This window comes from Demequina sp. NBRC 110057 (assembly GCF_002090175.1).
Lineage (GTDB): Bacteria > Actinomycetota > Actinomycetes > Actinomycetales > Demequinaceae > Demequina.
The window spans coordinates 783354-804350 of the sequence record NZ_BBRN01000003.1 but is presented as its reverse complement, the minus strand read 5'-3'; the positions used below and the strand labels follow the sequence as shown (position 1 = coordinate 804350).

Sequence of the window (20997 nt, the reverse complement as noted above, 5' to 3'; positions counted from 1 at the left end):
CAGCGACGCTGGTGAGCATCGGCCACGGGGCCGATGCCGCGCGTGCGTTAGCCGACGAAGCGGTAGCCGATGCCGCGGATGGTCTCGATCGCGTCGGAGCCGAGGTGGGAGCGCAGGTAGCGGATGTAGACGTCGAGCACGTTGTCGCGCGCCGCCGAGCCCCACACGTGCTCGAGGGCGTCAGCGCGGGGGACCACCTCGCCGCCGTGGGTCATCAGGAGGTGCGCCAGCTGGAACTCGCGGGGGCTCAGGGGGATCTGCACGCCGTCACACGTGAGCAGGCGCGCGATGGGGTCGAGCTCGCAGCGGCCGACGACGATGACGCCGTCCGGCGGCGGCGTGTCCTCGCTGGGCTTGCGCGCGCGCAGGCGGATGCGGGCCACGAGCTCGTCGAACACGAAGGGCTTCGCCATGTAGTCGTCGGCGCCGCGCTCGAGCCCTCGCACGGTGTCCTCCGCTGACGTGCGGGCGGTGAGGATGATGACGGGAAGGTCCGAGCCGGAGGAGCGCAGGCGACGCAGCACCGTGAAGCCCTCCTGGTCGGGAAGGCCGATGTCGAGAAGCATGATGTCGTGGTCGCCGTGGACAGCGCGGTCGAGCCCCTCGCGACCGGTGCGCACTGCCTCCACCTCGATGTCGGCGGTCCTGAGGCCCTTGATGAGGGAGGCGACGAGCTTGTCCTCGTCCTCCACGAGCAGCAGGCGGATCATGGCTGGGCTCCGTTCCTCGGCAGGATCATGGTGAAGGTGGAGCCGCGGCCGGGCTCGGAGAAGACGTCGAGCCTGCCGCCGTGCGCGCGCACGATGGCGACGACGATGGTGAGGCCGAGCCCCGATCCCTCGACGTCGGGGTCCAGCCGGGTGAAGCGCTCGACGATGTCCTTGTGCTTGCTGGGGGCGATGCCGATCCCCTCGTCGCTCACCCACAGACGGATCTGGGTCGCGGAGACGCTCGAGCCGAGCAGGATGCGCGAGCCCGGCTCGGAGAACTTCACGGCGTTCGCCGCCAGCTGCAGCCAGGCCTGCGTGATGCGCTGCGCGTCGACGAGTACCGTTCCCTGGCCCACGCCGTCGAGGTGCCAGTCGCGCTCGGCAAGAGCGCTGGCCCTCGCGTAGGTCGAGTCGGTGAGCTCCCCGAGGTCGGTGTCGGTGCGGTGCACGAACTCGGGGCGGTCGGACTTCGCGAGCGTCACGAGGTCGTCGACAAGGCGCGACATCATCGAGACCTCGTCGAGAAGCTCGCCCTGCGAGCGCTCCACCTCCTCGGGGTCGCGAGGCTCCAGCACCTCGAGGTTGGTGCGCATGATCGCCAGCGGCGTGCGCAACTCGTGCGAGGCGTCGTCGAGCAGGCGGCGCTGGTCCTCGAAGGCGCGCTCGAGGCGGTCGAGCATCGCGTTGACGGTCTTGGTGAGCCGCGCCAGGTCGTCGTGCCCCTCGACGGGGATGCGCTGCGAGAGGTCGTGCTCGGAGATGCGGCGCGTGCGGGCCTCAAGGGTGGCGATGGGCTGCAGGGTGCGGCCGACGGTGCTCCACGCGACCACGCCGATCATCGCGAGCGCGAGCAGCGCGACCAGCGCGTACAGCTGAAAGGTTTCCGCGAGGTTTGCCTGCTGGGCGCCGCGGTCGGTGCCCAGGGTGAAGACTCCCACCGTGGTGCCGTCCGGCTCCACGATCGGCACCGCGGCGTAGCGGTAGTCTGCGGTCTCGGTGGTCACCGACCGGACCACGACGGTCTCCGAGGCATGGTCGGCGGCCTCCTGGAGGAACTCCTCGTCGTCCTCGAGCCGCAGGCGGGTGGGGGTCGACGGCACGTACCTGGCCACCGTGCCCACGTGAGCGACGGCCGATGTGGTGGGGCTCGCGACCACGCGCAGCATCGCCTCGCGCATGAGGGCCTGAGACGAGGCGAAGGGCTCGCCTGTGGTGGGGTCGACGTCGTTCGCGAGCTCGGTGAACGCCTGGGCCCTGAGCGCCAGGTCGTCGTTGATCTGGCTGTCGATGCGGCCGCGTTCGATGGCCCACGCGGTGAGGCCCGCGATGAGCAGCGCGGCGGCGGTGAGCGCGATCAGGTACATCAGCAACCGCGAGCGCACGCTGGTGCGCTGCATGGCGGCGGCCGCCCTGTCGATGATGCGCGCGATGATGTCCTCCTGAGCCTTGCCGCTCACGGTAGCGCGCCCGGGGGTCGACGCAGGCTCACGCACGGACGGCCCCGGCGTGTGCCGGGGCCGTCCGTGCGTGAGCGTGTGAGGGTTCAGCGGTGTCCGTCCCATGCCCCGCCGTCGCGGTCACGGTCGCCTCCGCCGTCCCACCCATCGCGGTCCTGGCTGCGGCCCTCGTCGGAGTCCCGGTCGCCCCAGGAGCCCCGGTCCTCGCCCCACTCGTCGTCGCCGTCGCGGTCGTCCTCGACCGAGCGGGAGGCCGCCGCGGCATCGGCACGCTTGTCGGTGCTGTCGCGGTGGGCTCCGTCGCGCTGCTCGCGCGCGCCCTTCCAGCCGTCCATCAGGCGGTCGCAGCCCTTGCCGTTGGCGAGCTGTCCGGGGGAGAGGTCGACGCCGCATTCCTTCGCAGCCGCGACCAGCTGGTCCTTCCAGGCGGCGAAGGCGGCGTGGCGTTCCTCGCGCGTGGCGTCGTCGCCGAGCGACGGCTTGTCGGGAAGGTCGCAGTCCGCCAGCTGGGCGCCGATGCCCGCCAGCCCGTCGGCCTTGTCCTTGTCGTCCCCGGTGCCGGCGGCATCGGCCGTCGCCTCGGCGGGTTCGGAAGCCGCGGTCTCCTCGCCGACGACCGCGGTCTCCACCGCGCCAGTGTCAGCGGTGCCGGTATCGGCGGCGTCGCTCTCGGCGGCCGCGGTGTCCTCCTCGGATCCGCACGTGCCGGCCTCGTCGCACTCGAGGAGCGGGTCGCTGCCCACCTCGATGGGCAGGCCGGGGACGAGGGCGGCGCCCGTCGGGGAGGGCGTGGGAGTCGGGGTGGCGCCATCGGCCTGCGTCAGTTCGATGCTGCTGCCGATCGGCTCGGCGTCGGACCCGCCCGCCATGGCGGTCGCGGTGCCCGCGACGATCAGGGACAGACCACAGAAGCCCGCGGCGACGGCAACAGTGCGGATGCTCGGTGCGTTCATGGCCACCACTGTGCCTCGCCGCCTCTGAGGACTTCCTCAGGCGTGAGGATCAGCGGTCGTCGAGGCGCAGCCAGCGGAACGTGCGGGCGGAGATCACCAGGCCCGCGACCAGCCACACGGCGAGCATGAGCGCCACCAGCGGCAGCTGCCACGATCCCGCCGCCTCGGCCGCCGCGAACTGCTCGGGCAGGAACACGGCGCGCATGCCCTGGGCGAGCCACTTCAGCGGGAACACCTCGGCGAAGTGCTGCAGCCAGGTGGGCAGCTCGGTGAACACGAAAAACACGCCGGAGGTGAACTGCAGCACCAGCACCACCGGGGTGAGGATGGCCGATGCCGCCTTGCCGTTGCGCAGCAGCGAGGACGTGGCGATGCCCCACGCGGTGGAGCAGGCGAGCCCGAGCACGAACACCCACACGAAGGTGAACCAGTGCCATGCGTCCGCGGGAAGCGACACGTCGAACAGCAGCGCCCCCATCGCGATCAGCAGCGCGACCTGGACAACCGACACTGCCAGCACCTGGAGGATCTTGCCGAAGAAGTAGGCGGTGGGAGGCAGCGGCGTCGCGTGGATGCGCTTCAACACGTCCTCGGAACGGTCGATCGAGATCGAGATGGCGAGCGACTGGAAGCCGGTGTTGAGCATGCCGGAGGCGATCATGCCCGCCAGGAAGTACTGGCCGAACGAGACCCCGGTGCCGTACAGGTCGTCGGTGTTGAAGATCGCCCCGAACAGCGCCAGGAAGATCATCGGGAAGAAGAAGATGAAGATCATCTGCTCGCGCGAGCGGGTGAACTCCTTGACCTCGACCACGAACCTGTCGGCCGTCATCGACCACCACGAGGGGGCGGTGCGGGCGGTCACGCGGCGCCCCCTGCATCGGCCCCAATGAGGTCGAGGTAGACGTCCTCGAGGCTCGGGTGGACCACCTCGAGCCCGGGGATCTCGCCGTCGTGGCGCGCGATGAGGTCGCGCAGGAGAGCGGTCGGCGCGGCAGTGGTCTCGGTGCGAGCCGTCCCGTCCTCGGTCCACGTCACGCGGGCGCCGCTCGCGAGGGAGCGCAGCCCGGCGGGGGAGTCGAGCGCCACCAGGCGGCCGGCGGACAGGATGCCGATGCGGTCGGCAAGGTGGTCGGCCTCGTCGAGATAGTGGGTGGTGAGCAGCACGGTGGTGCCGTCCGCGGTGAGGGACTGGATGAGTCCCCAGAACTGGCGCCTTGCCTCGGGGTCGAAGCCCGTGGTCGGCTCGTCGAGGAAGATCAGCTCCGGGCGGCCGATGACCGCGAGGGCCACATCAAGGCGGCGCCGCTGGCCGCCCGACAGCTCCTGGGGCTTGGCGTCCGACTTCTCGGTGAGCCCCACGGCCGCGAGCGTCTCGTCGACGTCGCGCGGGTCGGAGTAAAGCGCGGTGGCGTGGCTGAGCGCCTCGCGCGCCGTGAGCACCGACCGCGGGGAGGTGGACTGAAGCATCAGCCCCACGCGCTCGCGCCACGAGCGGGTCGCCATGACCGGGTCGACCCCCAGGACGCTCACGTCCCCGGCGTCGCGCGTGCGGAAGCCCTCGAGGATCTCCACCGTGGTCGACTTGCCGGCGCCGTTGGGGCCCAGCAGGGCGAACACCTCGCCGCGCTCGATCGTGAGGTCGAGCCCGTCGACCGCCCTCACCCCGCCATAGGACTTCACCAGGCCGCTGACCTGGACCACCGCATCGGACATGACTACGAGGCTAATGCGCCGCCGATGCGGTGGCGGCCACCTCTACAGGCCGTACGCCTCGCCCAGGCGCAGCCAGGCCTCGCTGACGGTGGGGAAGGCGGGGACGGCGTGCCACAGGCGGTCGATCGTCACCTCGCCCACGACGGCGATGGTCGCGGCGTGCAGCATCTCTCCCGCCTCGGGGCCCACGACGGTGGCGCCCACGATCACGCGGCGCTCGCGGTCCACGAGGATCTGGATGCGGCCGGCGTAGTCCGGGTGGGTCACGCTCGCGCCGCCGACGGCGCCAAGGTCCACGCCCACCTCGTCGACCGACAGCCCTGCCGCGTCGGCCTGCGCGCGGGTGAGGCCCACCCACGCCACCTGGGGGCGCGTGAACACCGCCTGGGTCTGGGCGCCGTGGTCGGCCGTGGCGCGCAGGGGGCTCCACTCGTGGTCGGCGTCCTCGGTGCCGGCGGCCCGCGCTGCGATGACGTCGCCGCACACGCGTGCCTGGTACTTGCCCTGGTGAGTCGTGGCGACGCGTCCGGTGACGTCCCCGCAGGCGTAGAGCCACGGGTCGCCGTCGGCGCTCGCGGCGAGCACCGCGGTCGAGTCGTCGATCGCGAGCGGGGCCCGGGGGTCGAGGCCGACGGTGTCGAGCCCCACGTCGCCCGTGCGGGGGGTGCGCCCGGTGGCGACCAGGATCTCGGAGGCGACGATGTCGCGCTCGGCGCCCGCGGCATCGGCCACCGTCACGGTGACGTCGCCGTCGCGGGCGGCGCGCGTGGCCGATGCTCCGGTGAGGACCTCGACGCCGAGGTCCCGCAGCGAGTCCGCGACGGCCGCGCCGGCGAAGGGCTCCGCGGCGCCGAGCAGGCCGCCGCGCGCGATCAGGGTGACGCGCGCGCCGAGGTCGGCGTAGGCCATGGCCATCTCGCAGCCCACCACTCCGCCGCCGAGGATCACGAGCGAGTCGGGGACAGCGTCCGCCGCGGTGGCGTCGCGAGAGGTCCAGGGGTCGGCGTCGACGAGGCCAGGGATGTCGGGAAGGACGGGGACGGAGCCGGTGGCGACCACGACCGCGCGGGTCGCGGTAAGGGTGCGCGTCGAGGCCTCGCCCTGCGCGAGCTCGCCCGCCGTGACCTCGACGGTGCGCTCGCCGGCCAGGCGGCCGTGGCCGCGGATGAGCGTGATGCCCGCCGAGTCGAGCCACTCCTCCTGGCCGGAGTCGTCTCCCTCTCCCGTGACCTTGTCGCGCCACGCCAGGATCGCGATCGGGTCAAGCGGGCCGATGTCGGGGACGCCCGGCACTCCCGCGGCGGCGGCGCGGGCCGCCCCCGGCCGCAGCAGGGTCTTGGACGGCATGCAGGCCCAGTACGAGCATTCGCCGCCCACCAGCTCCGCCTCGACGATGGCGACGCTGAGGCCGCCCCGCTTCGCCCTGTCGGCGGCGTTCTCGCCCACGGGTCCTGCGCCGATCACGATCACATCGAAGGTGTCCATCCCCGCATCGTCACCCGTGGCGGACGCGGGGCGCAAGGGCAACGCCCCTGACAGACGCGAAGGGCGGCCCGGGCGGATGCCCGAGCCGCCCCGTCGACGGAAGGTGAGGCGTTACTCGGCGAGCAGCGCCTGGATGCGACCCACGCCCTCGGCGAGGTCGGCATCGGCCAACGCATACGAAAGGCGCACGTAGCCCGAGGGGCCGAACGCCTCGCCGGGCACCACGGCGACCTCGGCCTCGTCGAGGATGATCGCGGCGAGCTCGGCCGACGTCGAGGCGACCTTGCCGCGGATCTCGCGCCCGAGCGCACCCTGGACCGACGGGTAGGCGTAGAACGCGCCCTGGGGCACGGGCACCTGGAAACCGGGAATCGCGGACAGCATCTCGACCATGGTCTTGCGGCGGCGGTCGAAGGCGACGCGCATGGCCTCGACCTCGTCCATCGGGCCGGTGAGGGCGGCGATCGCGGCGCGCTGGCTCACGTTCGCGACGTTGCTCGTCAGGTGCGACTGGAAGTTAGTGGCGGCCTTGATGACGTCGGCGGGGCCCTGCATCCAGCCCACGCGCCATCCGGTCATCGCGAAGGTCTTGGCGACGCCGTTGAGCACCAGGGTGGTGTCCGCCAGCGCGGGGACCTCGCGCAGGATGGGGGTGAACTGGGCGCCGTCGTACAGCAGGTGCTCGTAGATCTCGTCGGTGATGACCCAGATGCCGTGCTCAAGAGCCCACTCGCCGATCGCCTTGGTCTGCTCGGGGGAGTAGACGGCGCCGGTGGGGTTTGAGGGCGAGCAGAACAGCAGCGCCTTGGTCTTGTCGGTGCGGGCCGCCTCGAGCTGCTCGACGGTGACGAGGTAGCCCTGGTCGGCGCCCGCGAAGACCTCGACGGAGGACGCGCCGGTGAGCGCGATCGCCTCGGGGTAGGTGGTCCAGTACGGGGCGGGGAGGATGACCTCGTCGCCCGGGTCGAGGATCGCGGCGAAGGCCTGGAAGACGGCCTGCTTGCCGCCGTTGGTGACGAGCACCGTCGCGGGGTCTACCTCGTAGCCGGAGTCGCGCTGGGTCTTGTCGGCGATGGCCTGCTTGAGCTCCGGGAGGCCGGCGGCGGGCGTGTACCGGTGGTTCTTGGGGTCGCGCGCCGCCTCGACGGCGGCGTCGACGATGTGCTGCGGCGTGGGGAAGTCGGGCTCACCCGCTCCGAAGCCGATCACCGGGCGGCCGGCGGCCTTGAGGGCCTTGGCCTTGGCGTCGACGGCGAGGGTGGCGGACGGCGCGATGGCGCCGAGGCGGGCGGAGACGCGGCTGGAGGAGGTCATGGGGGCATTGTTCCACGCGCGTGGGGTGTGCCCGCCGTCCCCTCGACCGTGCGGGCGTTTCGCCAGGATGCCCGCGCCTTCGCGGCAATAGGCCTCACCGTGCGGTCACCTGCGGAAACGCCCGCGCGGGCTATCCACAGATCGCGCTCGTCGCCCTTCTCGTCGCGCCCGATCCGCCAGCCTGAGGACATGGACGTCATCGCCGCGCTGCGCAGGTGCGGCTCTGTCGCCCGCACGCGAGACCTCGCCGCACGGGGGTGCACCCCTGCCCACGTGGCGGCCGCGATGGCGAAGGGGCAGGTCGTGGCGGTCTCACGGGGGCTCGTTGCCCTCCCGGACGCGGACCCTGCACGCCTGGTGGCGGCGCGGCTGCACGGAACCGTCACGTGTGGCTCGGCACTGGTGTTCCGCGGCGTCGCGCTGGCCCAGCGACCCGAGAAGCCCCACGTCGAAGTGGGCCGCAATCGTGGCGGCACTGCACCGTTCTCTCAGCAGGCTTCCCTGCACTTTTCGGTTCACGCGAGCAAGCCGCGACTCGCGCATCGGATGGCTCGCGTCCCGGAGGCGCTCGATGCCGCAGGCCGTTGCCTGAGCCCTCGCGATCACCTTGTCGCGGTGGATTCCGCCCTCCACCAAGGCCTCGTCCGCCCAGACCAGGTCGCCGCCTTCGTGCGAAGCACACGGGAGCGCAGGGACTGGCTGCTGAGCTACATGGACGGACGCGCGGAGTCGCCGCCGGAAACCTGGGCGCGGTTCGACCTCGCGAGCGCCGGCATCCCCGTGCACCCGCAGCGGTACATCCCGGGAGTCGGGAGGGTCGACATGGTCGCGGCGAACCGGGTGGTCGTGGAGGCAGACGGCCGCCAGTTCCATGATGACCAGGAGGCGTTCCAGCGTGATCGGACCCGGGATCGCGAGCTCGCGCGTCTGGGCTACACCGTGCTGCGGTTCACCTATCGCGACCTCGCCGGCCCCAACGCTGTCAGCGTGGCGGCCGCCGTGCGCGCGGTTCTCGGCTCGTGAGAGCGGGGTCGACGCGGGCATGTGCGAGATCGCCCGCGGTGCACGGCGCCGCGAAGCCCGCACGCGGGCAATGGCACAATTGACCGCACGGCGTGACGGCAGGGACGCCCCGGTCACGACCCGGGTTCGCTTTTTGGCCCGGGAACCCGTACCATTGCAGTTCGGCGATTGACGATCGCGATGATGACCCGCGCCCTGGTGCGGTCCCTCATCCGGGAGTCGAGAAGCCACGGAGGTCCCAACGCCTCCGGAGGGTAGTGGCGCAATTGGTAGCGCATCGGTCTCCAAAACCGACGGTTGGGGGTTCGAGTCCCTCCTACCCTGCTGGGTGCGGCCCAGGCCGCACGCACGAACACACCCCGATTCCGAGCAAAGGACTTACCTGGTGAGCGAATCTGCCGTGACGGATTCCGGAGAGAAGGACCCGCGGCACGAGAGCCGCGAGGGCCTGAGCATCTTCGGACGTATCGCGCTGTTCGTCCGCCAGGTCGTGTCCGAGCTGAAGCGGGTCGTGACCCCCACGCGCGAGGAACTCATCCAGTACATCTGGATCGTCCTGGGCTTCGTCGCCGTGATGATGCTCCTCGTCTTCGTGCTCGACGTCGGCTTCGGCTGGCTGTCCGCGTGGGTGTTCGGCGGCTAACTGCCGCACAACGAATCTAGGAAGTGGTGACTCGTGAGTGACGACAAGCTCGACGCGGCCGGCGACAAGCTGGACGCCCTCGTAGCCGACATCGCCGAGGCGACCGACCGCGCCCAGGCGGCGGCGGACGGCCCGGCCGATGAGGCGACCCCCGCGGTCGACGAGGCTCAGCTGTCGGACGCCCCCGTCGACGCCGTGATCGAGGGCGACGACGACACCGTTCCCGCGGACGACCCGGTCGAGGCTGCCGAAGAGGCGGCCCTCGAGGTCGAGGAAGAGGCCGCCGAGGCGCCCGCCCCGCTCGACCCGATCGAGGAGTTCAAGGCTCAGCTGCGCATGCAGGAGGGTGACTGGTACGTCATCCACAGCTACTCGGGACACGAGAAGCGCGTGAAGCAGTCGATCGAGCACCGTCGCGAGAGCCTCCACCAGGAGGACTCGATCTTCCAGGTCGAGGTCCCGATGGAAGAGGTCGCCGAGATCAAGAACGGCCAGCGCAAGCTGGTGACTCGCGTCCGGATGCCCGGATACGTCCTGGTGCGCATGTACCTCTCGGACGAGTCCTGGGGCACCGTGCGCAACACGCCCGGCGTCACCGGCTTCGTGGGCCACGCCCACCAGCCCGTGCCGCTCACCCCCGACGAGGTCTACGCCATGCTCGCCCCCAAGGAGAGCGCGGAGTCCACGTCGGAGGAGTCGCAGCAGCAGTCCGCGACGCCCGTCGAGGTCGACTTCGAGGTCGGCGAGTCCATCACGGTCATCGACGGTCCGTTCGCCACCCTGCCCGGCACCATCTCCGAGATCTCCGTGGAGTCCCAGAAGCTCCAGGTTCTCGTCTCCATCTTCGGCCGGGAAACCCCGGTCGAGCTGGCGTTCACTCAGGTCCAGAAGATCTGAGACTGACTCCAGCACCCACGGCGGCAGCCAGCCGCCCCCAGCAACAGAAGGACCCGAAACATGGCAGCCCCTAAGAAGAAGGTCGCTGGTCTGATCAAGCTTCAGATCCAGGCCGGCGCCGCGAACCCCGCTCCGCCCGTCGGACCCGCCCTGGGTCAGCACGGCGTGAACATCATGGAGTTCTGCAAGGCCTACAACGCGGCCACCGAGTCGCAGCGCGGCAACGTGATTCCCGTGGAGATCACGGTCTACGAAGACCGTTCCTTCACGTTCATCACGAAGACCCCGCCGGCCGCAGAGCTCATCAAGAAGGCCGCAGGCGTCCCCAAGGGCTCCGGCACCCCGCACACCACCAAGGTTGGCTCGCTGACCGAGGCCCAGGTGCGCGAGATCGCCGAGCAGAAGATGGCCGACCTCAACGCCAACGACATCGACGCCGCCGCGAAGATCATCGCCGGTACCGCCCGCTCCATGGGCATCACGGTCTCCTAAGACCGCACCTGAATTACCAGTGGGAGGGGTCGCGCTGACCCGCCACCACGACTGCAAAGGAAGAAGCAGATGACCAAGCGCTCCAAGGCTTACCGCGACGCAGCCCAGCTCGTCGACCGTAGCCAGCTCTACACCCCGCTCGAGGCCGTGCGCCTCGCGCAGAAGACCGCCTCGAAGAACACCGACTCGACCATCGACGTCGTCTTCAAGCTCGGCGTCGACCCGCGTCACGCCGACCAGGCCGTCCGTTCCACCACCATCCTGCCCCACGGCACCGGCAAGACCGCTCGGGTCCTGGTCTTCGCCAACGGTGACAAGGCAGAGGCGGCACGTGAGGCGGGCGCCGACATCGTCGGTGGCGACGAGCTCATCGACGAGGTGGTCAACGGCCGCCAGGACTTCGACTCCGTGGTTGCCACCCCGGACCTCATGGGCAAGGTCGGCCGCCTCGGCCGCGTGCTCGGTCCCCGTGGCCTCATGCCGAACCCCAAGACCGGCACCGTGACGATGGACGTGGCCAAGGCCGTGTCCGACATCAAGGGCGGAAAGATCGAGTTCCGCGTCGACAAGCACGCCAACCTTCACTCGGTGATCGGCAAGGCGTCTTTCGGCGACGAGAAGCTCCTCGAGAACTTCCAGGCCGTCCTCGATGAGGTCCAGCGCGTGAAGCCGTCGGCTTCGAAGGGTCGCTACATCATCAAGGCCTCGATCTCCGCCACGCAGGGCCCCGGCATCCCCGTCGACGCCCTCGCCAAGGTCGAGAAGTAGAGCAGGCATACCGAACGCACTCGCGCGAGGCCCGGTGACCCCGGACTGAGCGTCTAGAGAGCACGCGATGGCTCGCGGCCCCCACCGGGGCCTCCCGACGTCGCCCGGCCCGGTCTCCCGTCCCACTGGACGGGAGACCGGGCCATCTGCTTGTCTGGGGCCGATGCCGCGGCGACTTTCGTCCGCTGCTCGCCCCCCGCATCGGCCGGGCGCGACACCCGGCCAAAACTCGTGTAAGATTGACGACGCCCAAGACCGCCGGTCATCAGGGCCGGTTCTCCGGTCCGGATCCAAGTCCCGCAGCAGCGGAGGCCAGCGCAGGTGAACTGAGAAGCACACATTCGTGTGTGCCCACCAGCCCCGCCTGCGCGGGGCTTTTCTGTTGTCCGGGGCTGGCCGTCTCCGCGAGGAGGCGCCGACGGTCACCCATAGGAAGGACAACCCATGGCGACGCCAGACAAGGTGGCAGCAGTCAAGGAGCTCGCGGACAAGTTCCGTGCCTCCGACGCTGTGGTCGTCACCGAGTACCGCGGCCTTTCGGTGCCGCAGCTCGCTGAGCTGCGCACGAAGCTCCGTGGCGCCGCGACCTACGTGGTCGCGAAGAACACTCTGACGGCGCTCGCGGCCAAGGAAGCCGGTGTGGAGGGTCTTGACGACCTCTTCGTCGGCCCCACGGCCATTGCATTCGTCACCGGTGACCCGGTGGAGGCTGCAAAGGGTCTGAAGGGTTTTGCCAAGGAGAACGACAAGCTCGTCATCAAGGGCGGCGTTCTCGAAGGCAACGTGCTCTCCGCTGAGGAGATCAACAAGCTCGCAGACCTCGAGTCCCGTGAAGTGCTGCTCGCGAAGGCGGCGGGTGCCATTCAGGCCTCGCTCGTCAACGCCGCATACATGTTCCAGGCACCGCTGTCCAAGGCAGCGCGCGCCGTCGACGCCCTGCGTGCCAAGCAGGAAGACGCGGCCTAAGGGCCGCTACCCCCATCGCAAGAACCTGCGTCACGCAGTCATAACGTAAGGAAACCACCATGGCTAAGCTCACCACCGAGGAGCTCATCGAGCAGTTCAAGGAGCTCTCGCTCATCGAGCTGTCGGAGTTCGTCAAGGCGTTCGAGGAGACCTTCGACGTCACCGCTGCCGCCCCCGCCGCTGTTGCCGTTGCCGCCGCCCCCGCGGGCGAGGCCGAGGCCGCTGAGGAGAAGGACGAGTTCGACGTCATCCTCACCGCCGTTGGCGACAAGAAGATCCAGGTCATCAAGGAGGTGCGCGCGCTCACGTCGCTCGGCCTCGGTGAGGCCAAGGCGCTCGTGGACGAGGCCCCCAAGGCCGTCCTCGAGGGCGCGAAGAAGGACGACGCCGAGAAGGCCAAGGAGCAGCTCGAGGCTGCCGGCGCCACCGTCGAGCTCAAGTAAGCTCGCCGACTTCGGCTTGAGGGCCGGGTCTCCCTTCGGGGAGGCCCGGCCTTCGTCGTGTGCGGCCGATGCCGTGGCAGGGTTTTCCCCATTCCGGGCGCCGTGGCACGCATCGGCCCTCGTCATTGGTACTCTCTTACCCAGCGATAGACGCCCCCGGCGATGACGATGTGGTCAACGCCCGGCGAGTCGACGTGCGCCGTTGGACTTTTGGTGCATGGGCGAGTAGGCTCTTGCTTTGCGCTGTCTATTGCCCTGCCCTCAGATGCCTACCCGGCGAGCCACCGCTCCATAGCGGTTTGGCCCCGGGATCCGGTGGAGCCGCGGCTTGAGACTCGCGACACGCACGCTACAAAAAGGGAAGGACCCGCCCTTGGCTGCTTCGCGCACCCCCTCGGCTACCGCCATCGCCAACCGTTCCGCGTCACCCCGCATTTCCTTCGCCTCGATCGCCGAGCCGATCGAGGTCCCCAACCTCCTGGGGATTCAGACCGAGAGCTTTGACTGGCTCATCGGCAACGAGACGTGGAAGGGCCGCGTCGCCGCGGCCCAGAAGGACGGACGCGACGACGTCCCGGAGATCGCCGGTCTGCAGGAGGTCTTCGAGGAGATCTCCCCGATCGAGGACTTCGGACAGACCATGTCCCTCAGTTTCTCGGACCCGTACTTCGAGGACCCCCGTAGCACTCCCGAGGAGTGCAAGGAGAAGGACTTCACCTACGCCGCTCAGCTGTTCGTCACCGCTGAGTTCATGAACCACACCACTGGCGAGATCAAGTCGCAGACGGTGTTCATGGGCGACTTCCCGCTCATGACCCCCAAGGGCACGTTCATCGTCAACGGCACCGAGCGCGTCGTCGTGTCGCAGCTGGTCCGTTCGCCCGGCGTGTACTTCGAGCGCACCCCCGACAAGACGTCCGACAAGGACATCTTCACCGCGAAGGTCATTCCCTCGCGTGGCGCGTGGCTCGAGTTCGAGATCGACAAGCGTGACGCCGTCGGCGTGCGTGTCGACCGCAAGCGCAAGCAGCCCGTGACGCTGTTCCTCAAGGCCCTCGGCATGTCCGACGAGGCCATCGCGACGGAGTTCAAGGACTTCCCCGCGCTGCTCGACACCCTCGAGAAGGACACCGTCCACTCGCAGGAAGAGGCGCTCGTCGACCTCTACCGCAAGCTGCGTCCGGGCGAGCCGCCCACGGTCGAGGCGGGCCAGAACCTGCTCGACAACTTCTACTTCAACTCGAAGCGCTACGACCTCGCGAAGGTCGGCCGCTTCAAGCTGAACAAGAAGCTCAAGGTCGGCAAGGCGCTGAACGACTCGGTGCTGAGCCTCGACGACATCGTCGCGACCGTGAAGTACACGCTTGCCGCGCACGCCGGTCACGCGACGTTCGAGTCGCTCGCCGGCGAGGTTGAGGTCGAGACCGACGACATCGACCACTTCGGCAACCGCCGCATCCGCGCCGTGGGCGAGCTGGTGCAGAACCAGATCCGCACCGGCCTGTCGCGCATGGAGCGCGTGGTGCGCGAGCGCATGACTACGCAGGACGTCGAGGCCATCACGCCCCAGACGCTCATCAACACGCGTCCGGTCGTCGCCGCCATCCGCGAGTTCTTCGGCACGTCGCAGCTGTCGCAGTTCATGGACCAGAACAACCCGCTCGCGGGCCTGACGAACAAGCGTCGTCTGTCCGCGCTGGGCCCGGGTGGTCTGTCCCGTGACCGCGCCGGCATGGAGGTCCGTGACGTCCACCCGTCGCACTACGGCCGTATGTGCCCGATTGAGACGCCTGAGGGTCCGAACATCGGTCTGATCGGTGCTCTCGCGACCTACGGCCGCGTGAACCCGCTGGGCTTCGTCGAGACCCCGTACCGCAAGGTCATCAAGGGCAAGGTCTCGGACAAGATCGACTACCTGACCGCGGACGACGAGGACCACTTCGTCATCGCGCAGGCCAACGCCGAGCTGTCGGACGACAACACCTTCGCCGAGGAGCGCGTGCTCGTTCGCTCGAAGGGTGGCGAGGTCGAGTTCGTGCCTCGCGACGCGGTGGACTACATGGACGTCTCGCCGCGCCAGATGGTGTCGGTCGCGACCGCACTCATCCCGTTCCTCGAGCACGACGACGCCAACCGCGCCCTCATGGGTGCGAACATGCAGCGCCAGGCAGTGCCGCTGGTCCGCGCCGACGCCCCGCTCGTGGGTACCGGCATGGAGCGCCGCGCGGCCGTTGACGCCGGTGACGTCATCGTCGCCACCAAGGCGGGCGTGGTGACCGAGGTCAGCTCCGACCTCATCACCGTCGCCAACGACGACGGCACCACCGGCTCGTACAAGGTGGCCAAGTTCCAGCGCTCGAACCAGGGCACCAACTACAACCAGCGCGTGCTGGTCGACGAGGGCCAGGCAGTCGTGCCCGGCTCCGTCCTCGCCGACGGCCCGTCGACCGACGAGGGCGAGCTGTCGCTCGGCCGCAACCTGCTGGTCGCCTTCATGTGCTGGGAGGGTCACAACTACGAGGACGCGATCATCCTGTCGCAGCGCATCGTGCAGGACGACGACCTCACCTCGATTCACATCGAGGAGCACGAGGTCGACGCCCGCGACACGAAGCTCGGCCCGGAGGAGATCACCCGCGACATCCCCAACGCCTCCGAGGAGGTGCTTGCCGACCTCGACGAGCGCGGCATCATCCGCATCGGCGCCGAGGTGCGTGCGGGCGACATCCTGGTCGGCAAGGTCACCCCGAAGGGCGAGACCGAGCTGACCCCGGAGGAGCGCCTGCTGCGCGCGATCTTCGGCGAGAAGGCCCGCGAGGTGCGCGACACGTCGCTCAAGGTTCCCCACGGCGAGTCCGGCACCGTCATCGGCGTCCGCGTCTTCTCCGACGAGGACGACGACGATCTGCCCGCCGGCGTGAACCAGCTGGTCCGCGTCTACATCGCGCAGCGTCGCAAGATCTCGGAGGGCGACAAGCTCGCCGGTCGTCACGGCAACAAGGGCGTCATCTCGACGATCCTGCCGGTCGAGGACATGCCGTTCCTCGAGGACGGCACGCCCGTCGACGTCATCCTCAACCCGCTGGGTGTTCCCGGCCGCATGAACGTCGGCCAGGTCCTCGAGACCCACGCCGGCTGGGTGGCCAAGAACGGCTGGGACGCGACCGACGTCAAGGACGACTGGGCGAAGAAGCTGCCCGAGCAGGCCCGCAAGTCGGAGCCCGGAACCCCGATCGCCACGCCGGTGTTCGATGGCCTGGAGGAGCAGACGCTCATCAACCTCCGCACCACCATCAACCCCAACCGCGATGGTGACCGCCTCGTGAACGAGGACGGCAAGGCGCGACTGTTCGACGGTCGCACCGGTGAGCCGTTCCCCGAGCCCGTGGCCGTGGGTTACAAGTACATCCTGAAGCTCCACCACCTGGTCGACGACAAGATCCACGCGCGTTCGACCGGTCCCTACTCGATGATCACCCAGCAGCCGCTCGGCGGTAAGGCCCAGTTCGGTGGCCAGCGCTTCGGTGAGATGGAGGTGTGGGCCCTCGAGGCATACGGCGCCGCCTACGCGCTGCAGGAGCTGCTGACCATCAAGTCGGACGACGTCGTCGGCCGCGTGAAGGTCTACGAGGCCATCGTCAAGGGCCAGAACATCCCCGACCCGGGCCTGCCCGAGTCGTTCCGGGTGCTCATGAAGGAGATGCAGTCGCTCTGCCTGAACGTCGAGGTCCTGAACCAGGAGGGTCAGGTCATCGAGATGCGCGAGTCGGAGGACGACGCGTACCAGGCTGCCGAGTCGCTCGGTATCTCCCTGTCCAGCCGCCCGGACGCCTCCAGCGTCGACGAGATCTGAGAAGAGGAACCTGAATGTTCGATGTGAACGAATTCGGCGACCTGCGCATCGGCCTGGCGACCGCGGACGAGATCCGCAACTGGTCGCACGGCGAGGTGAAGAAGCCCGAGACGATCAACTACCGCACGCTCAAGCCGGAAAAGGACGGCCTGTTCTGCGAGAAGATCTTCGGCCCCACCCGTGACTGGGAGTGCGGCTGCGGCAAGTACAAGCGTGTCCGCTACCGCGGCATCGTCTGTGAGCGCTGTGGCGTTGAGGTGACCCGTTCGCGCGTCCGTCGTGAGCGCATGGGCCACATCGAGCTCGCCGCTCCCGTGACCCACATCTGGTACTTCAAGGGCGTCCCGTCGCGACTGGGCTACCTGCTGGACCTCGCCCCGAAGGACCTCGAGAAGGTCATCTACTTCGCGGCGTACATGGTCACCGAGGTGGACGAGGAGGCGCGTCACCGCGACCTTCCCGAGCTCCGCAACGAGATCGAGAACGAGAAGAAGTACCTCGCGAACCAGCGCGACGTGGACATCAACAACCGCGCCGAGAAGCTGGAGAAGGACCTCGCCGAGCTCGAGGCCGAGGGTGCCAAGGCCGACGTGAAGCGCAAGGTCAAGGACGGCGCCGAGCGCGAGATGGCGAACCTGCGCAAGCGCGCCGACGCCGAGATCGAGCGCCTCGACGCGGTCTTCGACCGCTTCTCGAGCCTGAAGGTCCAGGACCTCGAGGGCGACGAGCTGCTCTACCGCGAGCTCCAGCGCCGCTACGGCCCCTACTTCAAGGGCTCGATGGGTGCCGAGGCGATCAAGAAGCGCCTCGAGGACTTCGACCTCGAGGCCGAGGCCGAGCTGCTGCGCGACATCATCGCCAACGGCAAGGGACAGCGGAAGACCCGTGCGCTCAAGCGCCTCAAGGTCGTCATGGCGTTCCTCACGACCTCGAACTCGCCCACCGGCATGGTGCTGGGCGCCGTCCCGGTCATCCCGCCGGACCTGCGTCCGATGGTGCAGCTGGACGGTGGCCGCTTCGCGACCTCCGACCTCAACGACCTGTACCGCCGCGTCATCAACCGCAACAACCGCCTCAAGCGACTGATGGACCTGGGCGCGCCCGACATCATCGTGAACAACGAGAAGCGCATGCTGCAGGAGGCCGTCGACGCGCTGTTCGACAACGGCCGTCGCGGTCGCCCCGTCACGGGTCCCGGTAACCGTCCCCTCAAGTCCATCTCGGACATGCTCAAGGGCAAGCAGGGTCGTTTCCGTCAGAACCTGCTGGGCAAGCGTGTCGACTACTCGGGCCGTTCGGTCATCGTGGTCGGCCCCCAGCTGAAGCTGCACCAGTGCGGTCTGCCCAAGCAGATGGCGCTCGAGCTGTTCAAGCCGTTCGTGATGAAGCGCCTCGTCGAGCTCAACCACGCACAGAACATCAAGTCTGCGAAGCGCATGGTCGAGCGTTCGCGTCCCGAGGTCTGGGACGTCCTCGAAGAGGTCATCACCGAGCACCCCGTGCTGCTGAACCGTGCACCCACCCTGCACCGACTCGGCATCCAGGCGTTCGAGCCCCAGCTGGTCGAGGGCAAGGCCATCCACCTGCACCCGCTCGTCTGTGGCGCGTTCAACGCCGACTTCGATGGTGACCAGATGGCCGTGCACCTGCCCCTGTCGGCGGAGGCGCAGGCCGAGGCCCGCGTGCTGATGCTCTCGAGCAACAACATCCTGAAGCCGTCGGACGGCCGTCCGGTGACCATGCCCTCGCAGGACATGATCATCGGCCTGTACCACCTGTCGCTGCTGAAGGACGACGTCAAGGGCGAGGGCCTTGCCTTCACCTCGTCGTCCGAGGCGCGCATGGCGTTCGATGCCGGCGAGATCGACCTCAACGCGCTCATCAAGCTGCGCGTCGACGGCGACACCGTCCCGCCGGTGGGCTTCGAGCTGCCCGAGGGCCACGTGGAGGGCGCGCCGTTCGTGCTCGAGACCACGCTGGGTCGCGCGCTGTTCAACGAGACCCTGCCGGTGTCGTACCCGTACGTGAACCGCAACGTCGACAAGAAGGTGCTGGGCGACATCGTCAACACCCTCGCCGAGCGTTACCCCAAGGTGGAGGTCGCGGAGTCGCTGGACGCCCTGAAGGCGGCCGGTTTCCACTGGGCCACGCGCTCGGGTGTCACGATCGGTATCGGCGACGTGGCGATGCCCGCGCAGAAGCAGGAGATCCTGGAGCGCTACGAGGCCCTGGCCGAGAAGGTTCAGGTCCAGTACGAGACCGGTCTGATCACCGACGACGAGCGCCGTCAGGAGCTCATCGAGATCTGGACCCAGGCCACCAATGAGGTCGACCGCGCCATGCGTGAGTCGTTCCCCAAGCACAACACCGTCCACACCATGGTCGGCTCGGGTGCGCGTGGCAACTGGATGCAGGTCCGTCAGATCGCCGGTATGCGCGGCCTGGTGGCAAACCCCAAGGGTGAGATCATCCCGCGTCCGATCAAGTCGAACTACCGCGAGGGCCTGTCGGTCCTCGAGTACTTCATCGCGACCCACGGTGCCCGTAAGGGTCTGGCCGACACCGCGCTGCGTACCGCCGACTCGGGTTACCTGACCCGTCGTCTGGTGGACGTCTCGCAGGACGTCATCGTGCGCGAGGAGGACTGCGGCACCGAGCGCGGCCTTGCGATGCCCATCGTCGAGACCACCGCGACCGGTGAGATCGTCAAGCACGAGCGCGTGGAGACCTCGGTCTTCGCCCGCACGCTGGCGACCTCCGTGACCGCCGAGGACGGCACCGTCCTGGGCGAGCCCGGCCAGGACATCGGCGACGTGCTGATCGACAACCTGATCAGCCACGGCATCTCCGAGGTCAAGGTCCGCTCGGTGCTCACGTGTGAGTCGGCGGTCGGTACCTGCGCCAAGTGCTACGGCCGTTCGCTCGCGACCCGCGAGCTCGTCGACATCGGCGAGGCCGTCGGTATCGTCGCGGCCCAGTCGATCGGTGAGCCCGGTACCCAGCTGACGATGCGTACGTTCCACACCGGTGGTGTGGCGTCCGCTGACGACATCACGCAGGGTCTGCCGCGTGTCCAGGAGCTCTTCGAGGCCCGTACCCCCAAGGGTGAGGCCCCGATCTCCGAGGCCGCCGGAACCCTGAAGGTCGACGACTCGGAGGCCACGCGCCGCCTGGTCATCACCCCCGACAACGGCGACGAGCCGTTCGAGTACCCCGTCACCAAGCGCGCGCGTCTCCTGGTTCAGGATGGCGAGCACGTCGAGGTGGGCCAGCAGCTGGTCGCCGGTGCCGTGGACCCGAAGAGCGTCCTGCGCATCCTCGGCCCGCGTGCCACGCAGAAGCACCTGGTCGACGAGGTTCAGAACGTATACCGCTCGCAGGGTGTGGAGATCCACGACAAGCACATCGAGGTCATCGTGCGCCAGATGCTGCGCCGCGTCACCGTGCTCGAGGCGGGGGACTCCCCGCTGCTGCCCGGTGAGCTCGCGGAGCGTGCGCGCTTCGAGAAGGCCAACCGTGAGACCGTGACGAAGGGTGGCAAGCCGGCATCGGCCCGCCCCGAGCTCATGGGTATCACCAAGGCGTCGCTTGCGACCGAGTCGTGGCTGTCCGCCGCGTCGTTCCAGGAGACGACCCGCGTCCTCACCGAGGCCGCCATGTCCGGCAAGTCCGACCCCCTGGTCGGCCTCAAGGAGAACGTCATCCTCGGAAAGCTCATCCCCGCCGGTACCGGTCTGCACCAGTACCGTACGGCGACGGTCGAGCCCACGGAGGAGGCCAAGGCCAACCTGTTCCCGACCTTCGGGTACGAGGAGTGGGACGGCCAGTTCTTCTCGGAGGGCACCGGCGAGGCCGTGCCGCTCGAGGAGTTCGACCTCCCGCGCGACTAACCGCGTCTGACACGAGGCCCGGTCACCCTGCGGGGTGGCCGGGCCTTCGTGCATTCCCACCCGGGCGTTCGCGCGTCTGCGGCGGGCCGATGCGGCGGCACAGCTCCGGGGTGCGCGCGCCTCGCGCGGCGGGAACCGCGGGCATCGGCCCTGGTAATCCCAGGCGCATAGCAGGGCACATGGTCCCGTACCCGGACCGCGCCCGGCGTGTCTACAATAGACAGTGGCAATTCGGCCGCGGGGGCAACGCCCCACGCGGCCGGGCCGCATTGGCCAGGCTTTGACGGCTACGCGTACGGCGAGTATTGTTGATACTCGTGCCCGCGACGTCGGGCCCCTATGCGTGCCCTCCGGGGCAGGCCATCAAGAAGGTGCGACACGCCCGGG

General features: G+C 69.0%; 16 protein-coding genes and 1 tRNA gene. 10 read left to right on the top strand and 7 right to left on the bottom strand.

Annotated elements, in window-relative coordinates; all coding sequences use genetic code 11:
• Window positions 1–47: 47 nt before the first annotated feature.
• From B7K26_RS03725 to B7K26_RS03695, 7 genes are all read right to left on the bottom strand, one after another.
• Complete coding sequence (locus tag B7K26_RS03725; RefSeq protein WP_084077307.1) at window positions 48–710, bottom strand: response regulator transcription factor; 663 nt, start codon at window positions 708–710, stop codon at window positions 48–50.
• Window positions 707–2167, bottom strand: coding sequence for a cell wall metabolism sensor histidine kinase WalK (locus B7K26_RS03720; RefSeq protein ID WP_159449598.1), 1461 nt, complete (start codon window positions 2165–2167; stop codon window positions 707–709). The genes B7K26_RS03725 and B7K26_RS03720 overlap by 4 nt, the downstream gene beginning before the upstream one ends.
• Before the next feature lie 86 nt (window positions 2168–2253).
• Entirely contained in the window at window positions 2254–3120 is an 867-nt protein-coding gene (locus tag B7K26_RS03715; RefSeq protein WP_084077305.1) for a hypothetical protein, read from the bottom strand.
• Window positions 3121–3169: 49 nt separating this feature from the next.
• Window positions 3170–3985 (bottom strand): ABC transporter permease, encoded by an 816-nt coding sequence (locus tag B7K26_RS03710; protein ID WP_234998674.1) that lies wholly within the window; start codon window positions 3983–3985, stop codon window positions 3170–3172.
• Complete coding sequence (locus B7K26_RS03705; RefSeq protein WP_084077304.1) at window positions 3982–4836, bottom strand: ABC transporter ATP-binding protein; 855 nt, start codon at window positions 4834–4836, stop codon at window positions 3982–3984. The genes B7K26_RS03710 and B7K26_RS03705 overlap by 4 nt, the downstream gene beginning before the upstream one ends.
• 42 nt (window positions 4837–4878) lie before the next feature.
• A complete protein-coding gene (locus B7K26_RS03700) occupies window positions 4879–6321 on the bottom strand; it encodes an NAD(P)/FAD-dependent oxidoreductase (RefSeq protein WP_084077303.1) in 1443 nt (480 codons plus the stop codon).
• Between the two features lie 111 nt (window positions 6322–6432).
• Window positions 6433–7635 carry a pyridoxal phosphate-dependent aminotransferase gene (locus tag B7K26_RS03695; protein WP_084077302.1) on the bottom strand — a complete coding sequence of 401 codons (1203 nt, stop codon included), beginning with the start codon at window positions 7633–7635 and terminating at the stop codon, window positions 6433–6435.
• A gap of 189 nt (window positions 7636–7824) precedes the next feature.
• On the opposite strand from B7K26_RS03695, the gene B7K26_RS03690 reads away from it, so the two are divergent.
• From B7K26_RS03690 to B7K26_RS03645, 10 genes are all read left to right on the top strand, one after another.
• On the top strand, window positions 7825–8658 hold the full coding sequence (locus B7K26_RS03690; protein WP_143340438.1) for an endonuclease domain-containing protein: 834 nt from the start codon (window positions 7825–7827) through the stop codon (window positions 8656–8658).
• 251 nt (window positions 8659–8909) lie between these two features.
• Window positions 8910–8982: transfer RNA gene (locus tag B7K26_RS03685), tRNA-Trp, on the top strand.
• Between the two features lie 61 nt (window positions 8983–9043).
• Window positions 9044–9301, top strand: coding sequence for a preprotein translocase subunit SecE (gene secE, locus B7K26_RS03680; RefSeq protein ID WP_084077300.1), 258 nt, complete (start codon window positions 9044–9046; stop codon window positions 9299–9301).
• A gap of 33 nt (window positions 9302–9334) precedes the next feature.
• The gene (nusG, locus tag B7K26_RS03675; RefSeq protein WP_084077299.1) at window positions 9335–10198 is read left to right on the top strand and encodes a transcription termination/antitermination protein NusG; all 864 of its coding nucleotides are present in this window, start codon (window positions 9335–9337) and stop codon (window positions 10196–10198) included.
• A gap of 60 nt (window positions 10199–10258) precedes the next feature.
• Window positions 10259–10690: a 50S ribosomal protein L11 gene (gene rplK / locus B7K26_RS03670; RefSeq protein ID WP_084077298.1), complete on the top strand. Its 432-nt coding sequence runs from the start codon at window positions 10259–10261 to the stop codon at window positions 10688–10690.
• 69 nt (window positions 10691–10759) lie between these two features.
• Window positions 10760–11458, top strand: a complete 699-nt coding sequence (rplA, locus tag B7K26_RS03665) for a 50S ribosomal protein L1 (protein WP_084077297.1) — start codon at window positions 10760–10762, stop codon at window positions 11456–11458.
• A gap of 444 nt (window positions 11459–11902) precedes the next feature.
• Window positions 11903–12424, top strand: a complete 522-nt coding sequence (gene rplJ, locus B7K26_RS03660) for a 50S ribosomal protein L10 (protein WP_084077296.1) — start codon at window positions 11903–11905, stop codon at window positions 12422–12424.
• 59 nt (window positions 12425–12483) lie between these two features.
• Window positions 12484–12867: a 50S ribosomal protein L7/L12 gene (rplL, locus tag B7K26_RS03655; RefSeq protein WP_084077295.1), complete on the top strand. Its 384-nt coding sequence runs from the start codon at window positions 12484–12486 to the stop codon at window positions 12865–12867.
• A gap of 373 nt (window positions 12868–13240) precedes the next feature.
• Window positions 13241–16720, top strand: a complete 3480-nt coding sequence (locus B7K26_RS03650) for a DNA-directed RNA polymerase subunit beta (RefSeq protein WP_084077294.1) — start codon at window positions 13241–13243, stop codon at window positions 16718–16720.
• A 14-nt stretch (window positions 16721–16734) separates the two neighbouring features.
• Window positions 16735–20610, top strand: a complete 3876-nt coding sequence (locus B7K26_RS03645) for a DNA-directed RNA polymerase subunit beta' (protein ID WP_084077293.1) — start codon at window positions 16735–16737, stop codon at window positions 20608–20610.
• Window positions 20611–20997: the final 387 nt, after the last annotated feature.

What these genes read in the sequence shown, in the direction of transcription:
- rplL (WP_084077295.1), top strand. Translation starts at nt 12,484, where the DNA reads ATGGCTAAGCTCACCACCGAGGAGCTCATCGAGCAGTTCAAGGAGCTC.
- B7K26_RS03725 (WP_084077307.1), bottom strand. Translation starts at nt 710, where the DNA reads ATGATCCGCCTGCTGCTCGTGGAGGACGAGGACAAGCTCGTCGCCTCC.
- B7K26_RS03645 (WP_084077293.1), top strand. Translation starts at nt 16,735, where the DNA reads ATGTTCGATGTGAACGAATTCGGCGACCTGCGCATCGGCCTGGCGACC.
- rplJ (WP_084077296.1), top strand. Translation starts at nt 11,903, where the DNA reads ATGGCGACGCCAGACAAGGTGGCAGCAGTCAAGGAGCTCGCGGACAAG.
- B7K26_RS03690 (WP_143340438.1), top strand. Translation starts at nt 7,825, where the DNA reads ATGGACGTCATCGCCGCGCTGCGCAGGTGCGGCTCTGTCGCCCGCACG.
- B7K26_RS03715 (WP_084077305.1), bottom strand. Translation starts at nt 3,120, where the DNA reads ATGAACGCACCGAGCATCCGCACTGTTGCCGTCGCCGCGGGCTTCTGT.
- B7K26_RS03705 (WP_084077304.1), bottom strand. Translation starts at nt 4,836, where the DNA reads ATGTCCGATGCGGTGGTCCAGGTCAGCGGCCTGGTGAAGTCCTATGGC.
- rplK (WP_084077298.1), top strand. Translation starts at nt 10,259, where the DNA reads ATGGCAGCCCCTAAGAAGAAGGTCGCTGGTCTGATCAAGCTTCAGATC.
- B7K26_RS03700 (WP_084077303.1), bottom strand. Translation starts at nt 6,321, where the DNA reads ATGGACACCTTCGATGTGATCGTGATCGGCGCAGGACCCGTGGGCGAG.
- B7K26_RS03695 (WP_084077302.1), bottom strand. Translation starts at nt 7,635, where the DNA reads ATGACCTCCTCCAGCCGCGTCTCCGCCCGCCTCGGCGCCATCGCGCCG.
- rplA (WP_084077297.1), top strand. Translation starts at nt 10,760, where the DNA reads ATGACCAAGCGCTCCAAGGCTTACCGCGACGCAGCCCAGCTCGTCGAC.